Annotated in this window: 18 protein-coding genes; 14 read left to right on the top strand and 4 right to left on the bottom strand. The window is 64.3% G+C overall.

The window, feature by feature from the left end; all coding sequences use genetic code 11:
• Positions 1-32: 32 nt before the first annotated feature.
• The 5 genes from Q0743_RS07830 to Q0743_RS07850 are packed head-to-tail and all read left to right on the top strand — an operon-like array spanning position 33 to position 4,539.
• Complete coding sequence (locus Q0743_RS07830; RefSeq protein WP_298240992.1) at positions 33-902, top strand: branched-chain amino acid ABC transporter permease; 870 nt, start codon at positions 33-35, stop codon at positions 900-902.
• An 8-nt stretch (positions 903-910) separates the two neighbouring features.
• Positions 911-1,939, top strand: coding sequence for a branched-chain amino acid ABC transporter permease (locus tag Q0743_RS07835; protein WP_298240993.1), 1,029 nt, complete (start codon positions 911-913; stop codon positions 1,937-1,939).
• Positions 1,936-2,691 (top strand): ABC transporter ATP-binding protein, encoded by a 756-nt coding sequence (locus Q0743_RS07840; protein ID WP_298240994.1) that lies wholly within the window; start codon positions 1,936-1,938, stop codon positions 2,689-2,691. The genes Q0743_RS07835 and Q0743_RS07840 overlap by 4 nt, the downstream gene beginning before the upstream one ends.
• On the top strand, positions 2,684-3,400 hold the full coding sequence (locus Q0743_RS07845; RefSeq protein ID WP_298240995.1) for an ABC transporter ATP-binding protein: 717 nt from the start codon (positions 2,684-2,686) through the stop codon (positions 3,398-3,400). Before Q0743_RS07840 ends, Q0743_RS07845 begins: the two co-directional genes overlap by 8 nt.
• A gap of 20 nt (positions 3,401-3,420) precedes the next feature.
• Entirely contained in the window at positions 3,421-4,539 is a 1,119-nt protein-coding gene (locus Q0743_RS07850; protein WP_298240996.1) for a cobalamin-independent methionine synthase II family protein, read from the top strand.
• 167 nt (positions 4,540-4,706) lie between these two features.
• Here the strand turns inward: Q0743_RS07850 and Q0743_RS07855 are convergent, their stop codons facing one another.
• Complete coding sequence (locus Q0743_RS07855; protein ID WP_298241007.1) at positions 4,707-6,425, bottom strand: caspase family protein; 1,719 nt, start codon at positions 6,423-6,425, stop codon at positions 4,707-4,709.
• Between the two features lie 173 nt (positions 6,426-6,598).
• Here Q0743_RS07855 and Q0743_RS07860 point away from each other — a divergent pair, with 173 nt between their 5' ends.
• From Q0743_RS07860 to Q0743_RS07875, 4 genes are all read left to right on the top strand, one after another.
• On the top strand, positions 6,599-7,954 hold the full coding sequence (locus Q0743_RS07860; protein WP_298240997.1) for a hypothetical protein: 1,356 nt from the start codon (positions 6,599-6,601) through the stop codon (positions 7,952-7,954).
• Positions 7,955-8,015: 61 nt separating this feature from the next.
• Complete coding sequence (gene metK / locus Q0743_RS07865) at positions 8,016-9,212, top strand: methionine adenosyltransferase (RefSeq protein WP_097664730.1); 1,197 nt, start codon at positions 8,016-8,018, stop codon at positions 9,210-9,212.
• Positions 9,213-9,336: 124 nt separating this feature from the next.
• Positions 9,337-10,758, top strand: coding sequence for an adenosylhomocysteinase (gene ahcY / locus Q0743_RS07870; RefSeq protein ID WP_298240998.1), 1,422 nt, complete (start codon positions 9,337-9,339; stop codon positions 10,756-10,758).
• A gap of 160 nt (positions 10,759-10,918) precedes the next feature.
• Positions 10,919-12,379, top strand: coding sequence for an NAD(P)/FAD-dependent oxidoreductase (locus tag Q0743_RS07875; protein WP_298240999.1), 1,461 nt, complete (start codon positions 10,919-10,921; stop codon positions 12,377-12,379).
• Between the two features lie 19 nt (positions 12,380-12,398).
• On the opposite strand, the gene Q0743_RS07880 is transcribed toward Q0743_RS07875, so the two are convergent.
• A complete protein-coding gene (locus Q0743_RS07880) occupies positions 12,399-13,643 on the bottom strand; it encodes an MFS transporter (RefSeq protein ID WP_298241000.1) in 1,245 nt (414 codons plus the stop codon).
• 35 nt (positions 13,644-13,678) lie between these two features.
• Positions 13,679-14,389 carry an SDR family oxidoreductase gene (locus tag Q0743_RS07885; RefSeq protein ID WP_298241001.1) on the bottom strand — a complete coding sequence of 237 codons (711 nt, stop codon included), beginning with the start codon at positions 14,387-14,389 and terminating at the stop codon, positions 13,679-13,681.
• A gap of 207 nt (positions 14,390-14,596) precedes the next feature.
• On the opposite strand from Q0743_RS07885, the gene Q0743_RS07890 reads away from it, so the two are divergent.
• From Q0743_RS07890 to Q0743_RS07905, 4 genes are all read left to right on the top strand, one after another.
• Positions 14,597-15,520: a LysR family transcriptional regulator gene (locus Q0743_RS07890; RefSeq protein WP_298241002.1), complete on the top strand. Its 924-nt coding sequence runs from the start codon at positions 14,597-14,599 to the stop codon at positions 15,518-15,520.
• 144 nt (positions 15,521-15,664) lie between these two features.
• The gene (locus Q0743_RS07895; protein ID WP_298241003.1) at positions 15,665-15,820 is read left to right on the top strand and encodes a hypothetical protein; all 156 of its coding nucleotides are present in this window, start codon (positions 15,665-15,667) and stop codon (positions 15,818-15,820) included.
• A 143-nt stretch (positions 15,821-15,963) separates the two neighbouring features.
• Positions 15,964-16,893 (top strand): aspartyl/asparaginyl beta-hydroxylase domain-containing protein, encoded by a 930-nt coding sequence (locus tag Q0743_RS07900; protein ID WP_298241004.1) that lies wholly within the window; start codon positions 15,964-15,966, stop codon positions 16,891-16,893.
• A gap of 351 nt (positions 16,894-17,244) precedes the next feature.
• Positions 17,245-17,511, top strand: coding sequence for a hypothetical protein (locus Q0743_RS07905; protein ID WP_298241005.1), 267 nt, complete (start codon positions 17,245-17,247; stop codon positions 17,509-17,511).
• 21 nt (positions 17,512-17,532) lie between these two features.
• Here the strand turns inward: Q0743_RS07905 and Q0743_RS07910 are convergent, their stop codons facing one another.
• A complete protein-coding gene (locus tag Q0743_RS07910) occupies positions 17,533-17,817 on the bottom strand; it encodes a hypothetical protein (RefSeq protein ID WP_367184861.1) in 285 nt (94 codons plus the stop codon).
• A gap of 131 nt (positions 17,818-17,948) precedes the next feature.
• On the opposite strand from Q0743_RS07910, the gene Q0743_RS07915 reads away from it, so the two are divergent.
• Positions 17,949-18,407 carry a nuclear transport factor 2 family protein gene (locus tag Q0743_RS07915; protein ID WP_298241006.1) on the top strand — a complete coding sequence of 153 codons (459 nt, stop codon included), beginning with the start codon at positions 17,949-17,951 and terminating at the stop codon, positions 18,405-18,407.
• The last annotated feature ends 153 nt before the right edge of the window (positions 18,408-18,560 follow it).

Raw genomic sequence — 18,560 nt, forward strand, 5'->3', positions numbered from 1 at the left:
CCCGGCCATGACGCCCTAACCAAGCTGAGACGATGACCGCAATCCTCACCAATTTGTTCGATGGCGTTGCCTACGGCATGCTGCTGTTCGTGCTCGCCTGCGGGCTCGCGGTCACGCTCGGCCTGATGAATTTCGTCAATCTCGCCCATGGCGCCTTCGCCATGGCCGGCGGCTATGTCTGCATGGTGCTGGTCAACCGGATGGGCTGGCCGTTCTTCGCGGCCCTGCCGCTCGCTTTCGTCTCCTCTGCCGCGATCGGCATCGCGCTCGAGCGCACGCTCTACCGCCATCTTTATGCGCGCAGCCATCTCGATCAGGTGCTGTTCACCATTGGTCTGACCTTCATGTCGGTCGCGGCCGTCGACTATATCCAGGGCTCCTCGCGGGTCTTCATCAACCTGCCGGCGGCGCTGCAGGGCCAGTTCGATGTGTTCGGCGTCGGCATCGGCCGCTACCGGCTGATGATCATCGTAATCTGCGGCCTGCTCACCATCGGTCTGCAAATGGTGCTGGCGAAGACGCGCTTCGGCAGCCGCCTGCGCGCCGCGGTCGACGATCCCCGCGCCGCCAGCGGTCTCGGCATCAACGTGCCGCAAGTGTTCGCCTTCACCTTTGCCTTCGGTTGCGGGCTCGCCGGTCTCGGCGGCGCGCTCAGCGCCGAGATCCTCGGCCTCGATCCGTATTTTCCGCTGAAGTTCATGATCTACTTCCTGATCGTGGTGACCGTCGGCGGCTCGTCCTCGATCACCGGCCCCTTCCTGGCCTCGCTCCTGCTCGGCATCGGCGACGTCGCCGGCAAATATTACGTGCCGAAAATGGGACCCTTCGTGATCTACACCATGATGATCGTGATCCTGATCTGGCGTCCGAACGGCCTGTTCGGCCGCACGGCCGCGCGTTGAGTTCGCCGATGAGCGCTGCTTCCGACGTCGGTTATCACGCGCAGCGCCAGGCGCGCTGGCACTATGGCGAAGCTGCCTTCTGGCTCGTCGTGCTGGCCTGTGGCTTCCTGTTTCCCACACGTTATCTGATCATGACCGACATCCTGCGGCTCGCGCTGTTCACGATGTCGCTCGATCTGATCCTCGGCTATGCCGGCATCGTCTCGCTTGGCCACGCCGCCTTCTTCGGCGTCGGTGCCTATGCCGCGGGACTGCTTGCCCTGCACGGGATCATCAACGAGCCCGTGCTCGCGCTTGTCGTCGCAGGCCTTGCCGCGATGGTGCTCGGTTTCGCCACCAGCTTCCTGGTGATCCGGGGCGTGGACCTGACGCGCTTGATGGTGACGCTCGGCATCGCGCTGCTGCTGGAAGCGCTCGCCGAACGCTTCTCCAACATCACCGGCGGCACTGACGGCCTGCAGGGCATCGAGATGCAGCCGATCCTCGGCCAGATCCCGTTCGACATGTTCGGCAAGGCCGGTTTCTTCTATTCGCTGACTGTCCTGTTCCTCCTGTTCCTGTTCGCCCGTCGCGTCGTGCATTCGCCGTTCGGCCTGTCGCTGCGCGCCATCAAGAACAATCCGCTGCGCGCCGCCGCCATCGGCATTCCCGTCAACCGCCGTCTGATCGCTATCTACACGCTGGCGGCGTTCTATGCCGGCATTGCGGGGGCGCTGTTCACCCAGACCACCGCGATCGCCTCGCTCGACGTCTTCGCGTTCGAGCGCTCGGCCGACCTCATGCTGGTCCTCGTCATCGGCGGCACCGGCTATCTCTATGGCGGGTTGGTCGGCGCGGTGATCTTCCGCATGCTCCAGGAATTGTTCTCCACCATCACTCCGCAATACTGGCAGTTCTGGATCGGCCTCGTGCTGGTCGTGATCGTGCTGGTCGGCCGCCAGCGCCTGCATCGCTGGGTGCTTTATGTGCCGAACCTGGTCATCAAGCAGGTCGCTGGCCGTAAAGGGGTCGTTGCCGTGCCGGAGAGCGATTCATGACCATTGCGCTCGAAACCCGGAACCTCGAAAAGCAGTTCGGCGGCCTGCGCGTGACGCGGGATCTCTCGCTGAAGGTCGAGCAGGGCGCCCGCCATGCGCTGATCGGCCCGAACGGTGCCGGCAAGACCACGGTCATCAATCAGCTCACCGGCGTGCTGAAGCCGAATTCGGGCCGCATCCTGCTGGAAGGCCAGGACATCACTGATCTCGCCGTGCACAAGCGCGTGCTGCGCGGCCTGTCGCGCACCTTCCAGATCAACCAGCTCTATCCGGACCTGACGCCGCTCGAGACCATCGGCCTTGCGGTGTCCGAGCGCCTCGGCCATGGCGGCGACTGGTGGCGGCGGATGGGGACACGCAGCGACGTCAATGACGAGATCGCCGATCTCTTGACGCGCTTTCACCTGCTCGACGTCATGAACGAACAGACCGTGACACTGCCTTACGGCAAGCAGCGCCTGCTCGAGATTGCGGTCGCCATTGCGGCCAAGCCGCGCGTGCTGCTGCTCGACGAGCCCGCCGCCGGCGTGCCCGAGAGCGAGCGCCACGACATTCTCGGCGTGGTAGGCGGCCTGCCGCGCGACGTCACGGTGCTCCTGATCGAGCACGACATGGACCTCGTGTTCTCCTTTGCCGACCGCATCTCGGTGCTGGTCTCCGGTGGCCTGCTCACGGAAGGTCCGCCCGAGCAGGTCGCGCGCGATCCGCAGGTGAAGGCGGTCTATCTCGGCGAGGAGGCGGTCAATGTCTGACCTGCTCGCGATCGACCAGCTCCGCGCCGGCTATGGCGAGGCGGTGGTGCTGCCGAAGATGAGCCTGCGCCTCGCCGAAGGGCAGGTGCTGGCGCTCTTGGGCCGTAACGGCACCGGCAAGACCACGCTGATCAACTCCATTGTCGGCGTCACCCGCCGCTTCTCCGGCACGGTTGCGCTCGCCGGTACGGATGTCACGACGCTCCGGCCCGACCAAAGGGCGCGCGCCGGCATCGGCTGGGTGCCCCAGGAGCGCAACATCTTCCGCTCGCTCACGGTGGAGGAGAACATGACCGCGGTGGCCCAGCCCGGCCCCTGGACGGTCGAGAAGGTCTACGAGATGTTCCCGCGGCTGAAGGAGCGCCGCAGCAACTTCGGCAACCAGCTCTCCGGCGGCGAGCAGCAGATGTTGGCGATCGGCCGCGCACTGACCCTCAATCCGAAGGTCCTGTTGCTGGACGAGCCGACCGAGGGCCTTGCCCCCATCATCGTCGAGGAGCTCTTGAAGGCGATCGGTACCATCACCCGGGCGGGCGGCATCTGCTCCATCATCGTCGAGCAAAATGCCCAAAAGATTCTCGGGCTTGCCGACCGCGTTGTGATATTGGAGCGCGGAACGATCGTCCACGACGCCCCGAGCGCCGCGCTGAAGGCCGACCCCTCGGTCCTGGAGCGCCACCTCGGCGTCGCGGGGGCGGCGGCCCACTAAGAAATCTTCGGGAGTAAGACATGCAGCGAACCAAAGCCCCCTTCCGCGCCGACGAGGTCGGCAGCCTCCTGCGCCCCGCCAAGATCAAGGAAGCCCGCAGCCGTCTGGAGAAGGGCGAGATCTCGGCCGACGATCTGCGCAAGATCGAGGACATGGAGATCGAGAAGGTCGTGCACAAGCAGGCCTCGGTCGGCCTGAAGCTTGCGACCGACGGCGAATTCCGCCGCTCCTGGTGGCATTTCGACTTCCTGGCCAAGCTCACCGGCTGCGAGCTATTCCATCCCGACGCCGGCATCCAGTTCGCGGGCGTGCAGACCCGTCACGATGCGGTGCGCGTGATCGACAAGCTCGACTTCCCCGCCGATCACCCGATGCTCGACCACTTCCGTTTCCTGAAGAAGGTCGCCGACCAGGCCCACGTCACCGCCAAGATGACGATCCCCTCGCCGGCGGTGCTGCACTTCCGCGGCGGCCGCAAGTCGATCTCCAAGGACGTCTATCCCGATCTCGACGCGTTTTACGAAGACCTCGGCAAGACCTATCGCAAGGCGGTGAAGGCGTTCTACGATGCCGGCTGCCGCTATCTCCAGTTCGACGACACGGTCTGGGCCTATCTCTGCTCGCAGGATGAATTGCAGAAGGCGCGCGAGCGCGGCGACAATCCGGACGGGCTGCAGCAGATCTATGCGCGCATCATCAACTACGCGCTGGCCGAGAAGCCCGCCGACATGGTGGTGACGACCCACGTCTGTCGCGGCAATTTCCGCTCGACCTGGATTTCCTCGGGCGGCTATGAGCCGGTGGCGGAGACCATGCTCGCCGGCACCAATTACGACGGCTATTTCCTGGAGTACGACAGCGATCGCGCCGGCGGCTTCGAGCCGCTGCGTTTCCTGCCCAAGGGCAACAAGGTTGTCGTGGTCGGCGTCATCACCTCGAAGTTCGGCGAGCTCGAGAAGAAGGACGACATCAAGCGCCGCCTGGAAGAAGCCTCCAAGTTTGCGCCGCTGGAGCAGCTCGCGCTGTCCCCGCAATGCGGCTTCGCCTCGACGGAAGAGGGCAACATCCTCTCCGAGGAAGAGCAGTGGGCCAAGCTCGGCCTCGCTGTCGAGATCGCCAAGGAAGTGTGGGGCCAGTAAGCCCTGGAACCGGCCTCGCTCGTGTCCCGGACGCGCTGCAACGCCCTTGCGTTGCTGCGCAGAGCCGCGACCCATGCTGCCGCGCTTGCTCTACGGAGATGTAGGCCCCGGCTCTGCAGCGCACCGCTGAAGAGGCGCTGCGCTGCGTCCGGGGCACGAGACCATCCTCACTTCTCCGCCAGATAGACCTCGCCCAGCAGCGACGAGTTCGACCACGGCACCTGCTTGTTCTTCGTGCTCGACACCACTTCCGCCCGCACCCGTGTCAGCATCTGCTGCACTTCCAGCCCCGGCGTGCCGATGTGGCGGGACAACGCGGCTGAGAACGGCGAGTTGGCGCCTTCGCCGTCGAGGGCAACTTGCCCCGGCGCGGTGGCGAACGCGATCAGCGTGCCGGCGCCCAGCGTCGCGCCGCTGCCGAGGCTTGTCGGTGCAGCGAGACCCGAAGCGCCCTCGATGGCACGGCTGCTGCCGGCGGATGCGACCTGTTGCGCCATCGGATTGTTGCGGCAGGCATCGAAGATCAAAATGTTGGTGCGGACCTGGTCGTCGAGGCCGGCCATGATCGTGTCCATGTCGATCATCGCTTCCGTCATGCCAACACCGGGCTTGAGCGCGACGTCGACGGGAATGAGGTAGTTGCGGCCGTCGACCTGCACGCCGTGCCCGGCATAATAGACCACCGCAACCTGCGCACGGGCCGCCTCGCGCAGAAAATCGCGCGTCATCTTCTGCATCGCGGCGCGGTCGAGATCGACGCCCTCGGACACGATGAAGCCGATGTCGCGCAGGCTCTTGGCGACGGCGCGCGCGTCATTGGCCGGGTTGGGCAGGGGCTTCACATGCGCGTAGGCGCCGTTGCCGATGATCAGCGCCATGCGTGCGCCGCGAGCGGCTGGAGTGGGCGAGGGAGCCAGTGCCGAGCCGGTCTGCTGCGGAGCAGGTGTGGTCGTCGGCTGCGTCGTGGGTGAGGGCGCATCGCGCGGGATCGGCGCGGCTGCATCTGTTACCAGCGACAGCCGCACCTTTGCGGTGGCCTGGTTGGCCTTGCTGCCGGCGTCGGATGCCACGATCGCCAGCGTCGCATTGTAGTCCTCGCGCGCGCGGCCGTAATCGCCCTTCGCTTCATAAGCCAGTGCGCGATGGGTGTAGCCGGAGATCAGCACGCTGTTCGGCGGCGTCATGATGTTGGCGGGCGGCTTCTCCTTGGCGAGGCGGATCGCCTCGGAGCCGTCGGCGATGGCGCGATCGAGATCGCCCTTGGCGCGCCAGATCGCGGTGCGGTTGATCAAGGGCTGCGGCAGTGTCGGATCGAGCCGGATCGCCTGGTTGATGTCGGCGAGCGCGCCGTCGAGATCGCCGAGGGCCTGTTTCGAGATGCCGCGGTTCTGGAACGAGAAGGCCGATTTCGGCTCCAGCTTGATCGCCATGTCGTAGTCGGCAATCGCCTTGGCATAGTCGTGCTTGCCGCGCCAGGCATTGCCTCGATTGTGGAAGATGGTGCCGCTGGGCGGTCCGAGCTTCAGCGCGTCGTCGAAATCGCTGATCGCGATCTCGTAGTCGCCCTTGTCGTAATAGGCCGATCCCCTGAGATTGTAGGCGGCCTGGCTCGGCTGCAGCCGGATCGCTTCGGTGGCGTCCGTGACGACCTTCGAATAGTCGCCCTTCTTGTTCCAGCCCACGGCCCGCCAGAAATGGATGGTCGCAAGTTGCTCGCCGCGAAACACCTTCAACGCGATGATCTTGTTGCAGGCATCGATCATCTTGTCGGCCGGTGTCGTGTCGGTGGTGCAGAGCGGCCCAAGCTGGTTGCGCGCCTGGGCGGCCGCGGGCGCGGACCACGGGATTGCGGCGAGCAGGCTGAGCGCGACGAGCAGGCGGCGCATGACGAAAGGCCCCATCAGAGGAGAAGCGCCTGTTTGTTGCCCGGGTGGGCGCCGGGGTTCATGGCGCGCGGTGGCGCGAATAATGGAGGAGATGTCTCGATCCGCTATTTCCTTGGTGGGCAGAATTTGTTAGGAGGCGTGGGCCCAATCGCTCTGCCCACCGCATCCCACCCATGAAGAACGACGAAATCCTGAGCCAAATCACGGAGTTCTGCCGCCAGTCGGACATGGCGGAATCCACGTTCGGACGGCGTGCGGTGAACGATGGGAAGCTGGTGCACCGCCTGCGCGAGGGCAAGCGCATCACCATCGACACCCTGGAGCGGATCCAGGCCTATATTGCGGCCTCGACGGCCGGCGGGGTACCGCCGCCGCGGGGGCTTCAGGTGCCGCCCGAGAAGCGCGATCCGCGCGGCAATTTCCGCTTCTTCGAGAACCGCCAGAAATACCTGCTGTTCGTGCACACCTGCAGCGAAAAGCGGGTGGTCGCCGACAGGGTCGCACTAGAGCTTTCCTCCATCCATCCGCGCCCCCCGGCGCTGCGCATCTTCGACGCCGGCGTCGGCGACGGCACGGTGCTGGCGCGGGTGCTGCGCGCGACACATCAGCGCTACCCGCATATGCCGTTCTATGTGGCGGGCAAGGAGCTCAGCCTCGAGGACCTGCGCCTGACACTGGAGAAGGTGCCGGATCGCATTTTCGAGCATCCGGCGTCGGTGTTCGTCTTCACCAACATGTTCTACTCGGAGGCGCCCTGGCTGACGCCGGCATCGCCCGCGGCGGCGGCCGCGACCGTCTGGCACGAGGTCCCGCTGCGGGGCGCCTCGTCAGGCGAGTTCGAGCAGCAGATCGCCGAGCTGCGGCCGTTCCTGGAGCAGAACTGGCGCGCGGCGATCAGCCCGCGCACCGCCATGCCGCTGTATGAGCGGCCCGTCGTGCTGGTGCTGTACCGCGAAGACCACCGGTTTCTGCTGGATGCGACCATCCCGCGGCCGGGTCAGACCGAGGCCAATTTCGACCTCGTCATCGCCTCCCAGCCCTACCGGGCCCTGTCCTCGGTCAACTTTCGCGCCAAGCGGATCATCGCCCCCCTGGCGCGGGCGCTTCGGCCGGGCGGGCGGCTGATCGGGATCCACTCCCACGGCCAGGATCCGGGCATGGAAATGATCCAGGCGATCTGGCCTGGAGAAAATCCTTTCGCCGTGAGCCGTCATGAGCTATTGCGCGCCGTTAAGTATGAACTCGGATCGTTGGGCCGCGACCTAAATTTTAATGCTTATGCGGATAACCGCTCGATCTTCAGGTATGATATGGAAGCGCTGCCCAACGAGGTCACCGGGACGATCGGAACCTCGACAGCCTTTGCAGCGTGGAATGCGGCGGTGTATGTCGCTCAGATTGAGGACGACCGATTGACGGAAATGACTCAAAACGGCCGCACTCTGGATGCCGCCAGGGACGTGCTGCGAAAGTACAATGGGCTCTGGTTTCTCGACGAATCCTACGTCATCTCGCGCCGGCGTGATTGACATCTCCACAGGTAAACATCGCAAACGCCCGCCGGCTTAGCGGCGGAACAAGGGGTTACTGATGCGCGCGTCCTATCTCTTCACCAGCGAGTCCGTGTCCGAGGGGCATCCGGACAAAGTCTGCGACCGCATTTCCGACGAGATCGTCGATCTGTTCTACCGCGAAGGGCCCAAGGCCGGCATCGACCCCTGGCAGATCCGCGCCGCCTGCGAGACGCTCGCGACCACCAACAAGGTGGTGATCGCCGGCGAGACCCGCGGTCCGAAGTCGGTGACCAACGAGCAGATCGAAGGCGTCGTCCGCGGCGCGATCAAGGACATCGGCTACGAGCAGGAAGGCTTCCACTGGAAGACCTGCGACATCGAGATCCTCCTGCATCCGCAGTCGGCCGACATCGCCCAGGGCGTCGATGCGCTGCAGCCGGGTGAGGTCAAGGAAGAGGGCGCGGGCGACCAGGGCATCATGTTCGGTTACGCCACCAACGAGACGCCCGATCTGATGCCGGCGCCGATCTTCTACGCCCACAAGATCCTGCGCCTGATCTCCGAGGCCCGTCACTCCGGCAAGGAGAAGGTGCTGGGTCCCGACTCCAAGAGCCAGGTCACCGTGCAGTACGAGAACGGCAAGCCGGTCGGCGTGCGCGAGATCGTGGTGTCGCACCAGCATCTGGTCGAGGACATCTCCTCCAAGCAGATCCGCGACATCGTCGAGCCCTATGTGCGCGAGGCGCTGCCGAAGGACTGGATCACGCCGAAGACGATCTGGCACATCAACCCGACCGGCAAGTTCTTCATCGGCGGTCCCGACGGCGACTCCGGCCTGACCGGCCGCAAAATCATCGTCGACACCTATGGTGGCGCGGCCCCGCATGGCGGCGGCGCGTTCTCCGGCAAGGATCCGACCAAGGTCGACCGTTCGGCCGCCTATGCCGCGCGCTACGTCGCCAAGAACATCGTTGCCGCCGGTCTTGCCGACCGCTGCACGCTGCAGCTCGCCTACGCCATCGGCGTGGCGCGTCCGCTGTCGATCTACATCGATACCCACGGCACCGGTAAGGTGCCGGAGGAGCAGCTCGAGAAAGCGGCAGCGCAGGCGATGGATCTGACGCCCCGCGGCATCCGCACCCATCTCGACCTCAACCGTCCGATCTACGCGCGCACCTCGGCTTACGGCCATTTCGGCCGCACGCCCGACAACGAGGGCGGCTTCTCCTGGGAGAAGACCGACCTCGTCGAGCAGCTCAAGCGCGCGCTCTAAGTCCCTTGCGTCATTCCGGGGCGCCGCGACCGCGGCGTCCCCGGAATCTCGAACTGCCGGATTCCGGGTTCGCTCGTTTCACCAGCGGATCCGGAATGACGAGCCAAACAGACAGGAACCCACCATGAACGCGAAGCCCGGCTTCACCGATTACATCGTCAAGGACATTTCGCTCGCCGATTTCGGCCGCAAGGAGCTCTCGCTCGCCGAGACCGAGATGCCCGGCCTGATGGCCACCCGCGAGGAGTACGGCCCGAAGCAGCCGCTGAAGGGCGCGCGCATCGCAGGCTCCCTGCACATGACGATCCAGACCGGCGTGCTGATCGAGACGCTGGCCGCGCTCGGCGCCGACATCCGCTGGGTCTCCTGCAACATCTATTCGACGCAGGACCACGCCGCCGCCGCGATCGCGGCCGCCGGCATTCCCGTCTTCGCCGTCAAGGGCGAGACGCTGACCGAATATTGGGACTACACCGCAAAGCTGTTCGACTGGCACGGCGGCGGTCACCCGAACATGATCCTCGACGACGGTGGTGATGCCACCATGTACGTCCATCTCGGTCTGCGCGCCGAGAAGGGCGATACCGCCTTCCTCGACAAGCCGGGCTCCGAGGAAGAGGAAGTCTTCTTCGCGCTTCTGAAGAAGCAGCTCAAGGAGAAGCCGAAGGGCTACTTCGCCGCCATCGCAGAGAGCATCAAGGGCGTGTCCGAAGAGACCACCACGGGCGTGCATCGTCTCTATGACATGCAGAAGGCCGGCAAGCTGCTGTGGCCCGCCATCAACGTCAACGACAGCGTCACCAAGTCGAAGTTCGACAACCTCTATGGCTGCCGTGAATCGCTGGTCGACGGCATCCGCCGCGGCACCGACGTCATGCTGTCGGGCAAGGTCGCGATGGTCGCCGGCTTCGGCGACGTCGGCAAGGGCTCGGCCGCCTCGCTGCGCCAGGCCGGCTGCCGCGTGATGGTGTCGGAAGTCGATCCGATCTGCGCGCTCCAGGCCGCGATGGAAGGCTACGAGGTCGTGACCATGGAAGATGCCGCGCCCCGCGCCGACATCTTCGTCACCGCCACCGGTAACAAGGACATCATCACCATCGACCACATGCGCGCGATGAAGGATCGCGCCATCGTCTGCAACATCGGTCACTTCGACAACGAGATCCAGATCGCGAGCTTGCGTAACCTGAAGTGGACCAACATCAAGCCGCAGGTCGACGAGATCGAATTCCCCGACAAGCACCGCATCATCATGCTGTCGGAAGGCCGCCTCGTGAACCTCGGTAACGCGATGGGCCACCCGTCCTTCGTGATGTCGGCGTCCTTCACCAACCAGACGCTGGCGCAGATCGAGCTGTTCGCCAACAACAAGGACGGCAAGTACAAGAAGGAAGTCTACGTGCTGCCGAAGTCGCTGGACGAGAAGGTCGCCCGCCTGCATCTCGCCAAGATCGGCGTGAAGCTCACCGAGCTCCGCAAGGACCAGGCCGACTATATCGGCGTCAAGCAGGAAGGCCCGTACAAGAGCGATCATTATCGGTACTGATCAGCCGATCACATCGATCCTCGACGCAAAGCCCCGGAGCGATCCGGGGCTTTGTTGTTTCGGCGCGTGGAATTCAACTCGCTTTGCGGTTGCCGCACGGTCGATTGCCAATTGACGGCCAGCGGCGGCGGGCGGACAATCCTCCTCGGCGGAGGAAACCATGCAGCAAGAACATTTTGACGTCCTCATCGTCGGTGCCGGCCTGTCCGGCATCGGCGCGGGTTATCATCTGCAGACGAGGTGTCCGACCAAGAGTTACGTCATCCTGGAGGGGCGCGACTGCATCGGCGGCACCTGGGACCTGTTCCGCTATCCAGGCATCCGCTCCGACAGCGACATGTTCACGCTCGGCTACTCCTTCAAGCCGTGGACCGATCCGAAGGCGATCGCGGACGGGCCGCAGATCCTGAACTACGTGCGCGAGACCGCGGCTGAGAACGGCATCGAGAAACACATCCGCTTCCGCCACCGCGTCAAGCGTGCGTCCTGGTCGACGCCGGATGCGCGCTGGACGATCGAGGCCGAACGCATCACGGGCGAAGGCGCAACCGAACTCGTGCGCTTCACCTGCAATTTCCTGTTCATGTGCTCGGGTTACTACAAATACGAGGCGGGCTACACGCCGGAGTTCAAGGGCGCCGCGGATTTCGCCGGCCGCATCGTGCATCCGCAGAAATGGACCGAGGACATCGACTACGCGAACAAGCGCGTGGTCGTGATCGGCTCGGGCGCGACCGCGGTGACGCTGGTGCCGGAGCTCGCCAAGAAGGCGGCGCAGGTCACCATGCTGCAGCGATCGCCGACCTATGTGGTCTCGCGTCCGGCGCAGGATCCCGTCGCCAACAAATTGCGCCGCAATCTGCCGGCGCGGCTGGCCTATCATCTGATCCGCTGGCGCAACGTGATGTGGGGGATGTTCTTCTTCCAGCTCAGCCGCCGCAGGCCTGCGAAGGTCAAGGACCTCATCCTCAAGGGCGTTCGGATGGCGCTTGGGCCCGACTACGACATCGCGACCCATTTCACCCCGCGCTACAATCCCTGGGATCAGCGGCTCTGCCTGGTGCCCGATGGCGACCTGTTCAAGGCGATCCGCGAGCAGCGTGCCAGCGTTGTCACGAGCGAGATCGATAATTTCACGCATGACGGCATCCGCCTGAAGGACGGAAGCGAGCTTGCGGCTGACATCATCGTGACCGCGACGGGGCTGGTGCTCCAGGTCGTCGGCGGCCTCGAAATCAGCGTCGACGGCCGCACCGTCGATTTCGCCAAGACACTGACCTACAAGGGCATGATGTATGCCGACGTGCCGAATATGGCCTCGGCCTTCGGCTATACCAACGCGTCCTGGACGCTGAAATGCGATCTCACCTGCGAATATGTCTGCCGTCTCATCAACTACATGGATCGGCACAATTTCCGGCAAGCCATGCCGCATAATGACGATCCGGAGGTCACGGCGCAGCCTTCGCTCGATTTCACCTCGGGCTATGTGCAGCGCTCGGTCGCAAAAATGCCGAAGCAGGGCTCGAAGCAGCCGTGGCGGCTGTACCAGAACTACGCGCTCGACATCGTCTCCCTGCGCTTTGGCCGGATCGACGACGGCGTGATGCGCTATTCCTGAATCGCGCCGCCGTCCGCAGTTACGCCTTGCGCGTGGTCAGCCCGAGGCCAACGTCGATCGCCAGCGCAAGGACGACCGCGCCGCCACCGAGGCCGAACAGGACCAGATAGTCGCCGCCGGTCTGCGCAAAGATCCAGGAAAAGCCGTAGGCGGCAGCGGCCTGGAACAGCGCAAAGCTGGTGGTGACGTGGCTCCAGGTCGCACGCTGCTGCTCGGTCGAATGCGGCACGAGCTCATGGATGCGTCCGAGCACGAGCGGCACGATGCCCGGCGTGAAGCCGCCGACCACGACGCTCGACATGATCAGCGAGAGAGGTGCGGTGCTGACGGTCGGCAGCAGCACGGCGGCCGCCTCGATCAGGAACGCCGCGCGCAGGGCCGGTCCGAACCCTGTGCGATCGCCGAGATGGCCGGTGACGAGCGGGCCGACGATTGCACCGAGGCCGTACAGCACCCAATAGTACGATCCGGCGCCGATGCCCTGGCCGAGGCCGCGCGCCACGAAATCGACGATGAAGACCATGTGCGGCACCAGCGCGACGGCGTTGAGGCCGTACTGGATCAGCAGCGCGCGGGCGGCCGGTGAAGCTTGATGACGCTTTGCCTGATGTGAAGATGCTGTATCGGACTTTGCTTCGGCGGGCCAGTTCCACCAGCTCGCAAGCGTCAACAGGGCGGAGAGCACGCCGAGGCCATACCAGCTCTGCTGCAGCCCTTGTCGCAGGAGCAGCGGCACCAGCGTGCCTGATGCTGCGACGCCGAGGCCGACGCCCGCAAAGATCACGCCGCCGACGATGCCACGTCTGGCGGCTGACGTGTGCGGCAGAATGACGGAGGCTGCCAGCACCATGATGATGCCGCCGGTGAGGCCCGACAGGAAGCGCCAGGCGAAGTACCAGATGAACGACACCGGGGCGGAGCTTGCGAAGAAGGAGAGCGTGGCAAGCAGCATCATCGCCTGCAGCGCGCGGACGGCGCCGATCCGCGTGGCCACAGCGCGTGCCGCGAGCGCGCCGGCCAGATAGCCGGCGAGGTTCGCCGCGCCGAGATAGACGACGTCGGAGGCGCTGAACCATTTTGCCGCGATCAGGGCGGGGATCAGCGGCGTGTAAGAGAAGCGGGCGAGGCCGAGCCCGACCAGTGAGGCGAACAGGCCCGCCACCGCATATCGCCAGCTTGGCTTCGGAGAAGTCTGCTGCGAGCTCGAACCCGGCCGCGGGTGCGGCCGGGTTTCGATGCGTTGCTTCGTGGTTGTCTTGGTCATGTCATCCTCCAGCGCGCGAGCGCGCGCGGACGCTTTCAATGGCCGGCGCTCTGGCCGCCGTCGACATGCAGGATCTCGCCGGTGACGAAGGAGGCGCCCTCGAGATAGAGCACGGCATCGACGATGTCGGACATCTCGCCCATGTGGCCCAGGGGATGCATCGCCCCGTACTGCGCGTGCGTCGCGACCGCGTGCATCGGCGACTTGATGATGCCGGGCGCCACAGCATTCACCCGGATGCCCCGCCTGGCGTATTCGATCGCGAGCGATTTGGTCGCCGCGTTCAGCCCGCCCTTGCTCAGGGAGGCCAGCACCGAGGGCACGTTCGAGTTGGCCTGGTCGACCAGCGTGGTCGTGATCTGGACGATGTGGCCCGACCCCTGCTTCTCCATCTCGGCGATGGCGAGCTGCGTGATGTTGAAGAAGCCTGCGACGTTCGTTCCCATCACCGCCGCATAGTCTTCGGCTGTGTATTGCGTGAACGGCTTTGCGACGAAGATGCCGGCATTGTTGACCAGCGTGTCGACACGGCCGAAGCGGGCGACGGCTTGCGCGACCACGCGCTCGGCGGTTGCTCGGTCGGCGATGTCGCCGGCAACGGCGAGCACGTCGTCATCGCTCGACGGCTTGACCGAGCGCGCCGTGGCGACCACGCGGAAATTGCGATCGCGAAAACCCTGGACCAGGGCGGCGCCGATGCCCTGCGATGCACCGGTGATGATCGCGACCTTCTGCTCGATACCCATGACGGGCTCCTGTTGTTGATAGCTGCGCCAGCACTGGCTGGCTTGGTCGTTCAGGTACGCCGCGCCGGGCCGCTCGCGAATACGCGCTGTCCGGCAGACACTCTTTCGCGGCGCGAACGAATGTCGGATCTGCCGTTGGCAACGGTTGTCGGCCCGGAGGGGACCGCCTAGCCTGCAGGTGAAATCCTCAGGGGCGGCAGGAGGCTCATGGATCGTCTGGATGCGATGAAGGTGTTCGTCCTTGCCGTGGACGAGGGCAGCCTGGCCGCCGCCGGGCGCAAGCTCGGCCGTTCGCCGGCTGCCGTCAGCCGCGCCATCGCCTTTCTCGAGCAACACGTCGGCGCCGAGCTGCTGCACCGGACGACGCGCGCGATCAAGCTGAGCGAGGAGGGCGAACGCTATGTCGCGATCTGCCGCCGAGTGCTCACCGAGCTGGAGGAGGCCGACGACATCGCGGCCGGACCGCGCACCGCGCCGCGCGGCCTGCTCACGATCACGGCTCCCGTCGTGTCGGGCGAGATGGTGCTGCGGCCGATCCTCGATGCGTTTCTCGATGCCTACCCGACGGTGTCGGCCAAGCTGCTGTTGTTCGATCGCGCGGTCAATCTGATCGAGGAGGGCATCGATATCGCGCTTCGGATCGGCCCGCTGGCGGATTCAGCGATGGTGGCGATGCGGGTCGGCGAGATCAGCCGCGTCGTCGTTGCGGCGCCGCGCTATCTGAAGCAGCACCCGCGCATTGCCGAGCCCGGCGATCTCGCCAAGCACCAGATCGTGGCGATGGCCCATCTTCCCCATTCCTGGACTTTTGCGCCGCAGGCCGGGTCGTCGGCTGCCCGGACGGTCCAGTTCACTCCGCGGCTGGTCGTCAACAGCACCTATGCGGCGGTGGCCTCCGCGGTCGCCGGACGCGGCGTGGCGCGGATGTATTCGTATCAGGTGGCCGAGCAGGTCGCGCGCGGCGAGCTCGAGATCGTGCTGGCTGGCGATGCGGATCCTGAAATGCCTGCCCATCTGATCTGCCCGCAGGGCCGGCTCTCGGTGCCGAAGGTGCGCGCCTTCACCGACTTTGCCGTGCCTCGGCTGAAAAAGCACTTTGCGCAGCTGAGCAAGAGCATCAGGGCGCGCTGAGCGGCTGGCACGTGACGCAATGCGTGGTTCTGCGTATACGGCCGCCGGGCTGAATCAGCCAAGCTGGCGGACGGTTAACGCCGGATTTACGGATCAGTCCTAGCCTGTCTCGGCCGGGGTACTCGCAAGGCCGAGGTGAGCCCAATGGAAGCCCAGAGAATCGCGGTCGATGCCGTCGTCGCGCTGACCGATTGCGACCGCGACGCCGTCATCGCCTTTATCCGCCAGCTCTATCTCGCTGGCGTCAGAGATCCCAAGCGCCTGACCTTCAAGGGCTTGCAGGCCCTGTCCCGGGCGTAATTCGGGCGGTTTCGGCCCTTTCGGCCTCAAGTTCCGCCCAAAAGCTCTCCCCAGCGTGATTGCAACCCATCGGTGAATATCTTGTCGCTCGGGCTCGGCCGGAGTAGATGACGTTCCGGCTGGGTTACTCGGGATTTGGGGAAATGCTGAAACAGCTTTTTGCGCCGCAACTTGTCATTCTTTATGTGCTTGCGGCTTCGACGATTTACGTCCACTTCCGCGGCAAACAGCGACTGCGCTTCGCGCGCCAGCTGGGCGATCACTCGACCTATCTCGCGCCCTACAATGTGCTGATGTATGCGGGCTCGGCAGTGCCGAACAAGCCGGTGATCTCGGTCGAGCAGTTTCCGGAGCTGAAGCCGCTCAGCGAGAACTGGGAGACCATTCGCGACGAGGCCGTGCGCCTGTTCGACGAAGGGTTTATCCGCGCCGCTGCCAAGAACAACGACTGGGGCTTCTACTCGTTCTTCAAGAGCGGCTGGAAGCGGTTTTACCTGAAATGGTATGACGACTTCCTGCCGTCGGCGAACACGCTGTGCCCGAAGACGGTGGAGCTGCTCAAGTCGATCCCGAGCGTCCACGGTGCGATGTTCGCGATGCTGCCGCCGGGCGGCAAGCTCGGCGCACACCGCGATCCCTTCGCCGGCTCGCTGCGCTATCACCTCGGTCTCGTCACGCCGAACTCGAACAAGTGCCGCATCCTGGTCGACGGCGTCGAATGCGTCTGGCGTGACGGCGAAGCCTTCATGTTCGACGAGACCTTCATTCACAGCGCCGAAAACGCGACCGACGTCAATCGCATCATCCTGTTCTGCGACGTCGAGCGCCCGATGAAGTTCGGCTTCATGACCGCGATCAACCGCTGGGTCAGCCATCACATCGTCAAGGCGTCGGCGACCCAGAACGTCGAGGGCGAGCATGTCGGTGTGCTCAACAAGGTGTTCGGCAAGCTCTACGAGATCCATCTCGGCAGCCGCAAGGTCAAGGAGTGGAACCGCAACGTCTACTACACGCTGAAATATTCGCTGACGGCGCTGATCCTCGGCCTCATCGTGTATTCGGCATTGACGTGATTGTCGGTGCGTAGCGCGGATTACGCTTCCGCCTTCGCTCTTGGAGCTGCGGCGGATAAGTCGCTAATCCGCCCTACGAAAAGCCCCGGAGCTTGCTTCCGGGGCTTTTTTAGTTGCGAATGAAATTGACGCCGCCGACAATCGATCTAAGGTTGTCTTCGAGAAGATGATCGAATTGCCCGGGGGGACTATTTGCGCACGAAGTTTTTCTGTTTGGCTCTATCGGGGGCGATAACGACCGGTTCAGCGAATCCCGCAATCTCTCAAACCAGCAATGCTTCGTCCCAGCCGAGTCATGCACCGAGCAGGCCTGTTCCAGCTCAAGTGGCCAATGTCTGCGCGGACAAGATCATGGCCGAGGTTACGCAGGCCAAGATGAAGCTCAAGATCGTCGGCCCATTTTCTGAGTGGACCTTTTCGAGCCGCCTCGCAAGGGAGATTCACAAGGGGAAGTTCGCTTTTATTGGCGCTCCTTCTGCGTCAAGTGGGTTTCTGGGTTCCTGGAAAGGCTATGTCGGTTGTAAATATGAAATCCAGGATAAGACCATCGTGTTTAAAGAGGTGGTTTGGCCCGTCAGTTTTCCTCAGCGGTTGGAGAGGGCGCCGGGCGATCCGTAGTGAGGCCGCCTTGGCAGTGGACTAGGCTCGGCTGATCCGCCCCACAAAAAGGCCCGGAGCGTGCTCCGGGGCTTTTTGCATCACACTGGCTTTGCGCCCGTGTTGATGATCGTTCCGACATGCTGCCTCGCGTAGCGCAGCGCTGACCCGGCCCGGCACAAGCCCGTTCGCCACGTGCACGCACGCGATGTGCCGCGCATTCGTCGTCACTTCCGGCAGTGTGGAATCGAACGGCAGCATGCCCTTCTGCTTCGCAAGCTTTGTGAAGCTGATGTCCTTCAGCAGCTCCGCGATCGTGTTCGACATCCGAGACATCCTCTCGTTTTCCGGTGCAGTCTCTGCGCAGGACCTCGGTCCGCGACTTGTAAATCTTGCTGCCCACTGCGGTCCATGGCAACAAGGTTGGCGCGATTTAGCGGCCAAACATGGAGCAGGCGATGGCCCCCTTGCCGACCGCGAACACCGAGATCGTTCAATTCTTCCGGCAATGGCTGGATACGTTTGCGGGCTGTGTCCGCGAGGTCGACTACGCCTCTGCGCGGCCGCTTTTCCACCCCGAGGTGCTCGCGTTCGGCACGCATAACGACGTCATCCCTGGTCTCGACCAGTGGGTCTCGACGCAATGGGACAACGTCTGGCCGAAGACGGCCGACTTTCGTTTCGTGCTCGATCAGACCTCGGTCCTGGCATCGCCCGACGGCACGATGGCGACGGTGATCGCGCCGTGGACGAGCACGGGCTATCACCCCGATGGCAGCACGTTTGCGCGACCGGGGCGGGCGACGATGGTGTTTTCGAGACAGGGCGACAGCTGGCTGTGTGTCCATTCCCACATGTCGCTCAATCGCGGTGTGCCACAGGCCTCTCACGCCAATCGGCCGGTGAAGGCCTGGTAGGGTGTAGGGCGGATTAGCGAAGCGTAATCCGCCGCCAGTTCGTGCAGCAATGGACAGCCGGGTGGTCGCGGGAAGGCGGCGGATTACGCTTTGCTAACCGTACTGAGTCAGCCGGTCGCAGTAATTTTGGCTGAGAATCAAGTATTTGTGGAG

Source organism: uncultured Bradyrhizobium sp. (assembly GCF_936943645.1).
GTDB lineage: Bacteria > Pseudomonadota > Alphaproteobacteria > Rhizobiales > Xanthobacteraceae > Bradyrhizobium.

Coding starts and splice junctions, on each gene's coding strand:
- Q0743_RS07840 (WP_298240994.1), top strand. CDS start 1,936: ATGACCATTGCGCTCGAAACCCGGAACCTCGAAAAGCAGTTCGGCGGC.
- Q0743_RS07875 (WP_298240999.1), top strand. CDS start 10,919: ATGCAGCAAGAACATTTTGACGTCCTCATCGTCGGTGCCGGCCTGTCC.
- Q0743_RS07915 (WP_298241006.1), top strand. CDS start 17,949: ATGGCCCCCTTGCCGACCGCGAACACCGAGATCGTTCAATTCTTCCGG.
- metK (WP_097664730.1), top strand. CDS start 8,016: ATGCGCGCGTCCTATCTCTTCACCAGCGAGTCCGTGTCCGAGGGGCAT.
- Q0743_RS07855 (WP_298241007.1), bottom strand. CDS start 6,425: ATGCGCCGCCTGCTCGTCGCGCTCAGCCTGCTCGCCGCAATCCCGTGG.
- Q0743_RS07830 (WP_298240992.1), top strand. CDS start 33: ATGACCGCAATCCTCACCAATTTGTTCGATGGCGTTGCCTACGGCATG.
- Q0743_RS07845 (WP_298240995.1), top strand. CDS start 2,684: ATGTCTGACCTGCTCGCGATCGACCAGCTCCGCGCCGGCTATGGCGAG.
- Q0743_RS07880 (WP_298241000.1), bottom strand. CDS start 13,643: ATGACCAAGACAACCACGAAGCAACGCATCGAAACCCGGCCGCACCCG.
- Q0743_RS07885 (WP_298241001.1), bottom strand. CDS start 14,389: ATGGGTATCGAGCAGAAGGTCGCGATCATCACCGGTGCATCGCAGGGC.
- Q0743_RS07910 (WP_367184861.1), bottom strand. CDS start 17,817: ATGTCGAACACGATCGCGGAGCTGCTGAAGGACATCAGCTTCACAAAG.
- Q0743_RS07890 (WP_298241002.1), top strand. CDS start 14,597: ATGGATCGTCTGGATGCGATGAAGGTGTTCGTCCTTGCCGTGGACGAG.
- Q0743_RS07905 (WP_298241005.1), top strand. CDS start 17,245: ATGGCCGAGGTTACGCAGGCCAAGATGAAGCTCAAGATCGTCGGCCCA.
- Q0743_RS07835 (WP_298240993.1), top strand. CDS start 911: ATGAGCGCTGCTTCCGACGTCGGTTATCACGCGCAGCGCCAGGCGCGC.
- Q0743_RS07900 (WP_298241004.1), top strand. CDS start 15,964: ATGCTGAAACAGCTTTTTGCGCCGCAACTTGTCATTCTTTATGTGCTT.
- Q0743_RS07850 (WP_298240996.1), top strand. CDS start 3,421: ATGCAGCGAACCAAAGCCCCCTTCCGCGCCGACGAGGTCGGCAGCCTC.
- Q0743_RS07860 (WP_298240997.1), top strand. CDS start 6,599: ATGAAGAACGACGAAATCCTGAGCCAAATCACGGAGTTCTGCCGCCAG.
- Q0743_RS07895 (WP_298241003.1), top strand. CDS start 15,665: ATGGAAGCCCAGAGAATCGCGGTCGATGCCGTCGTCGCGCTGACCGAT.
- ahcY (WP_298240998.1), top strand. CDS start 9,337: ATGAACGCGAAGCCCGGCTTCACCGATTACATCGTCAAGGACATTTCG.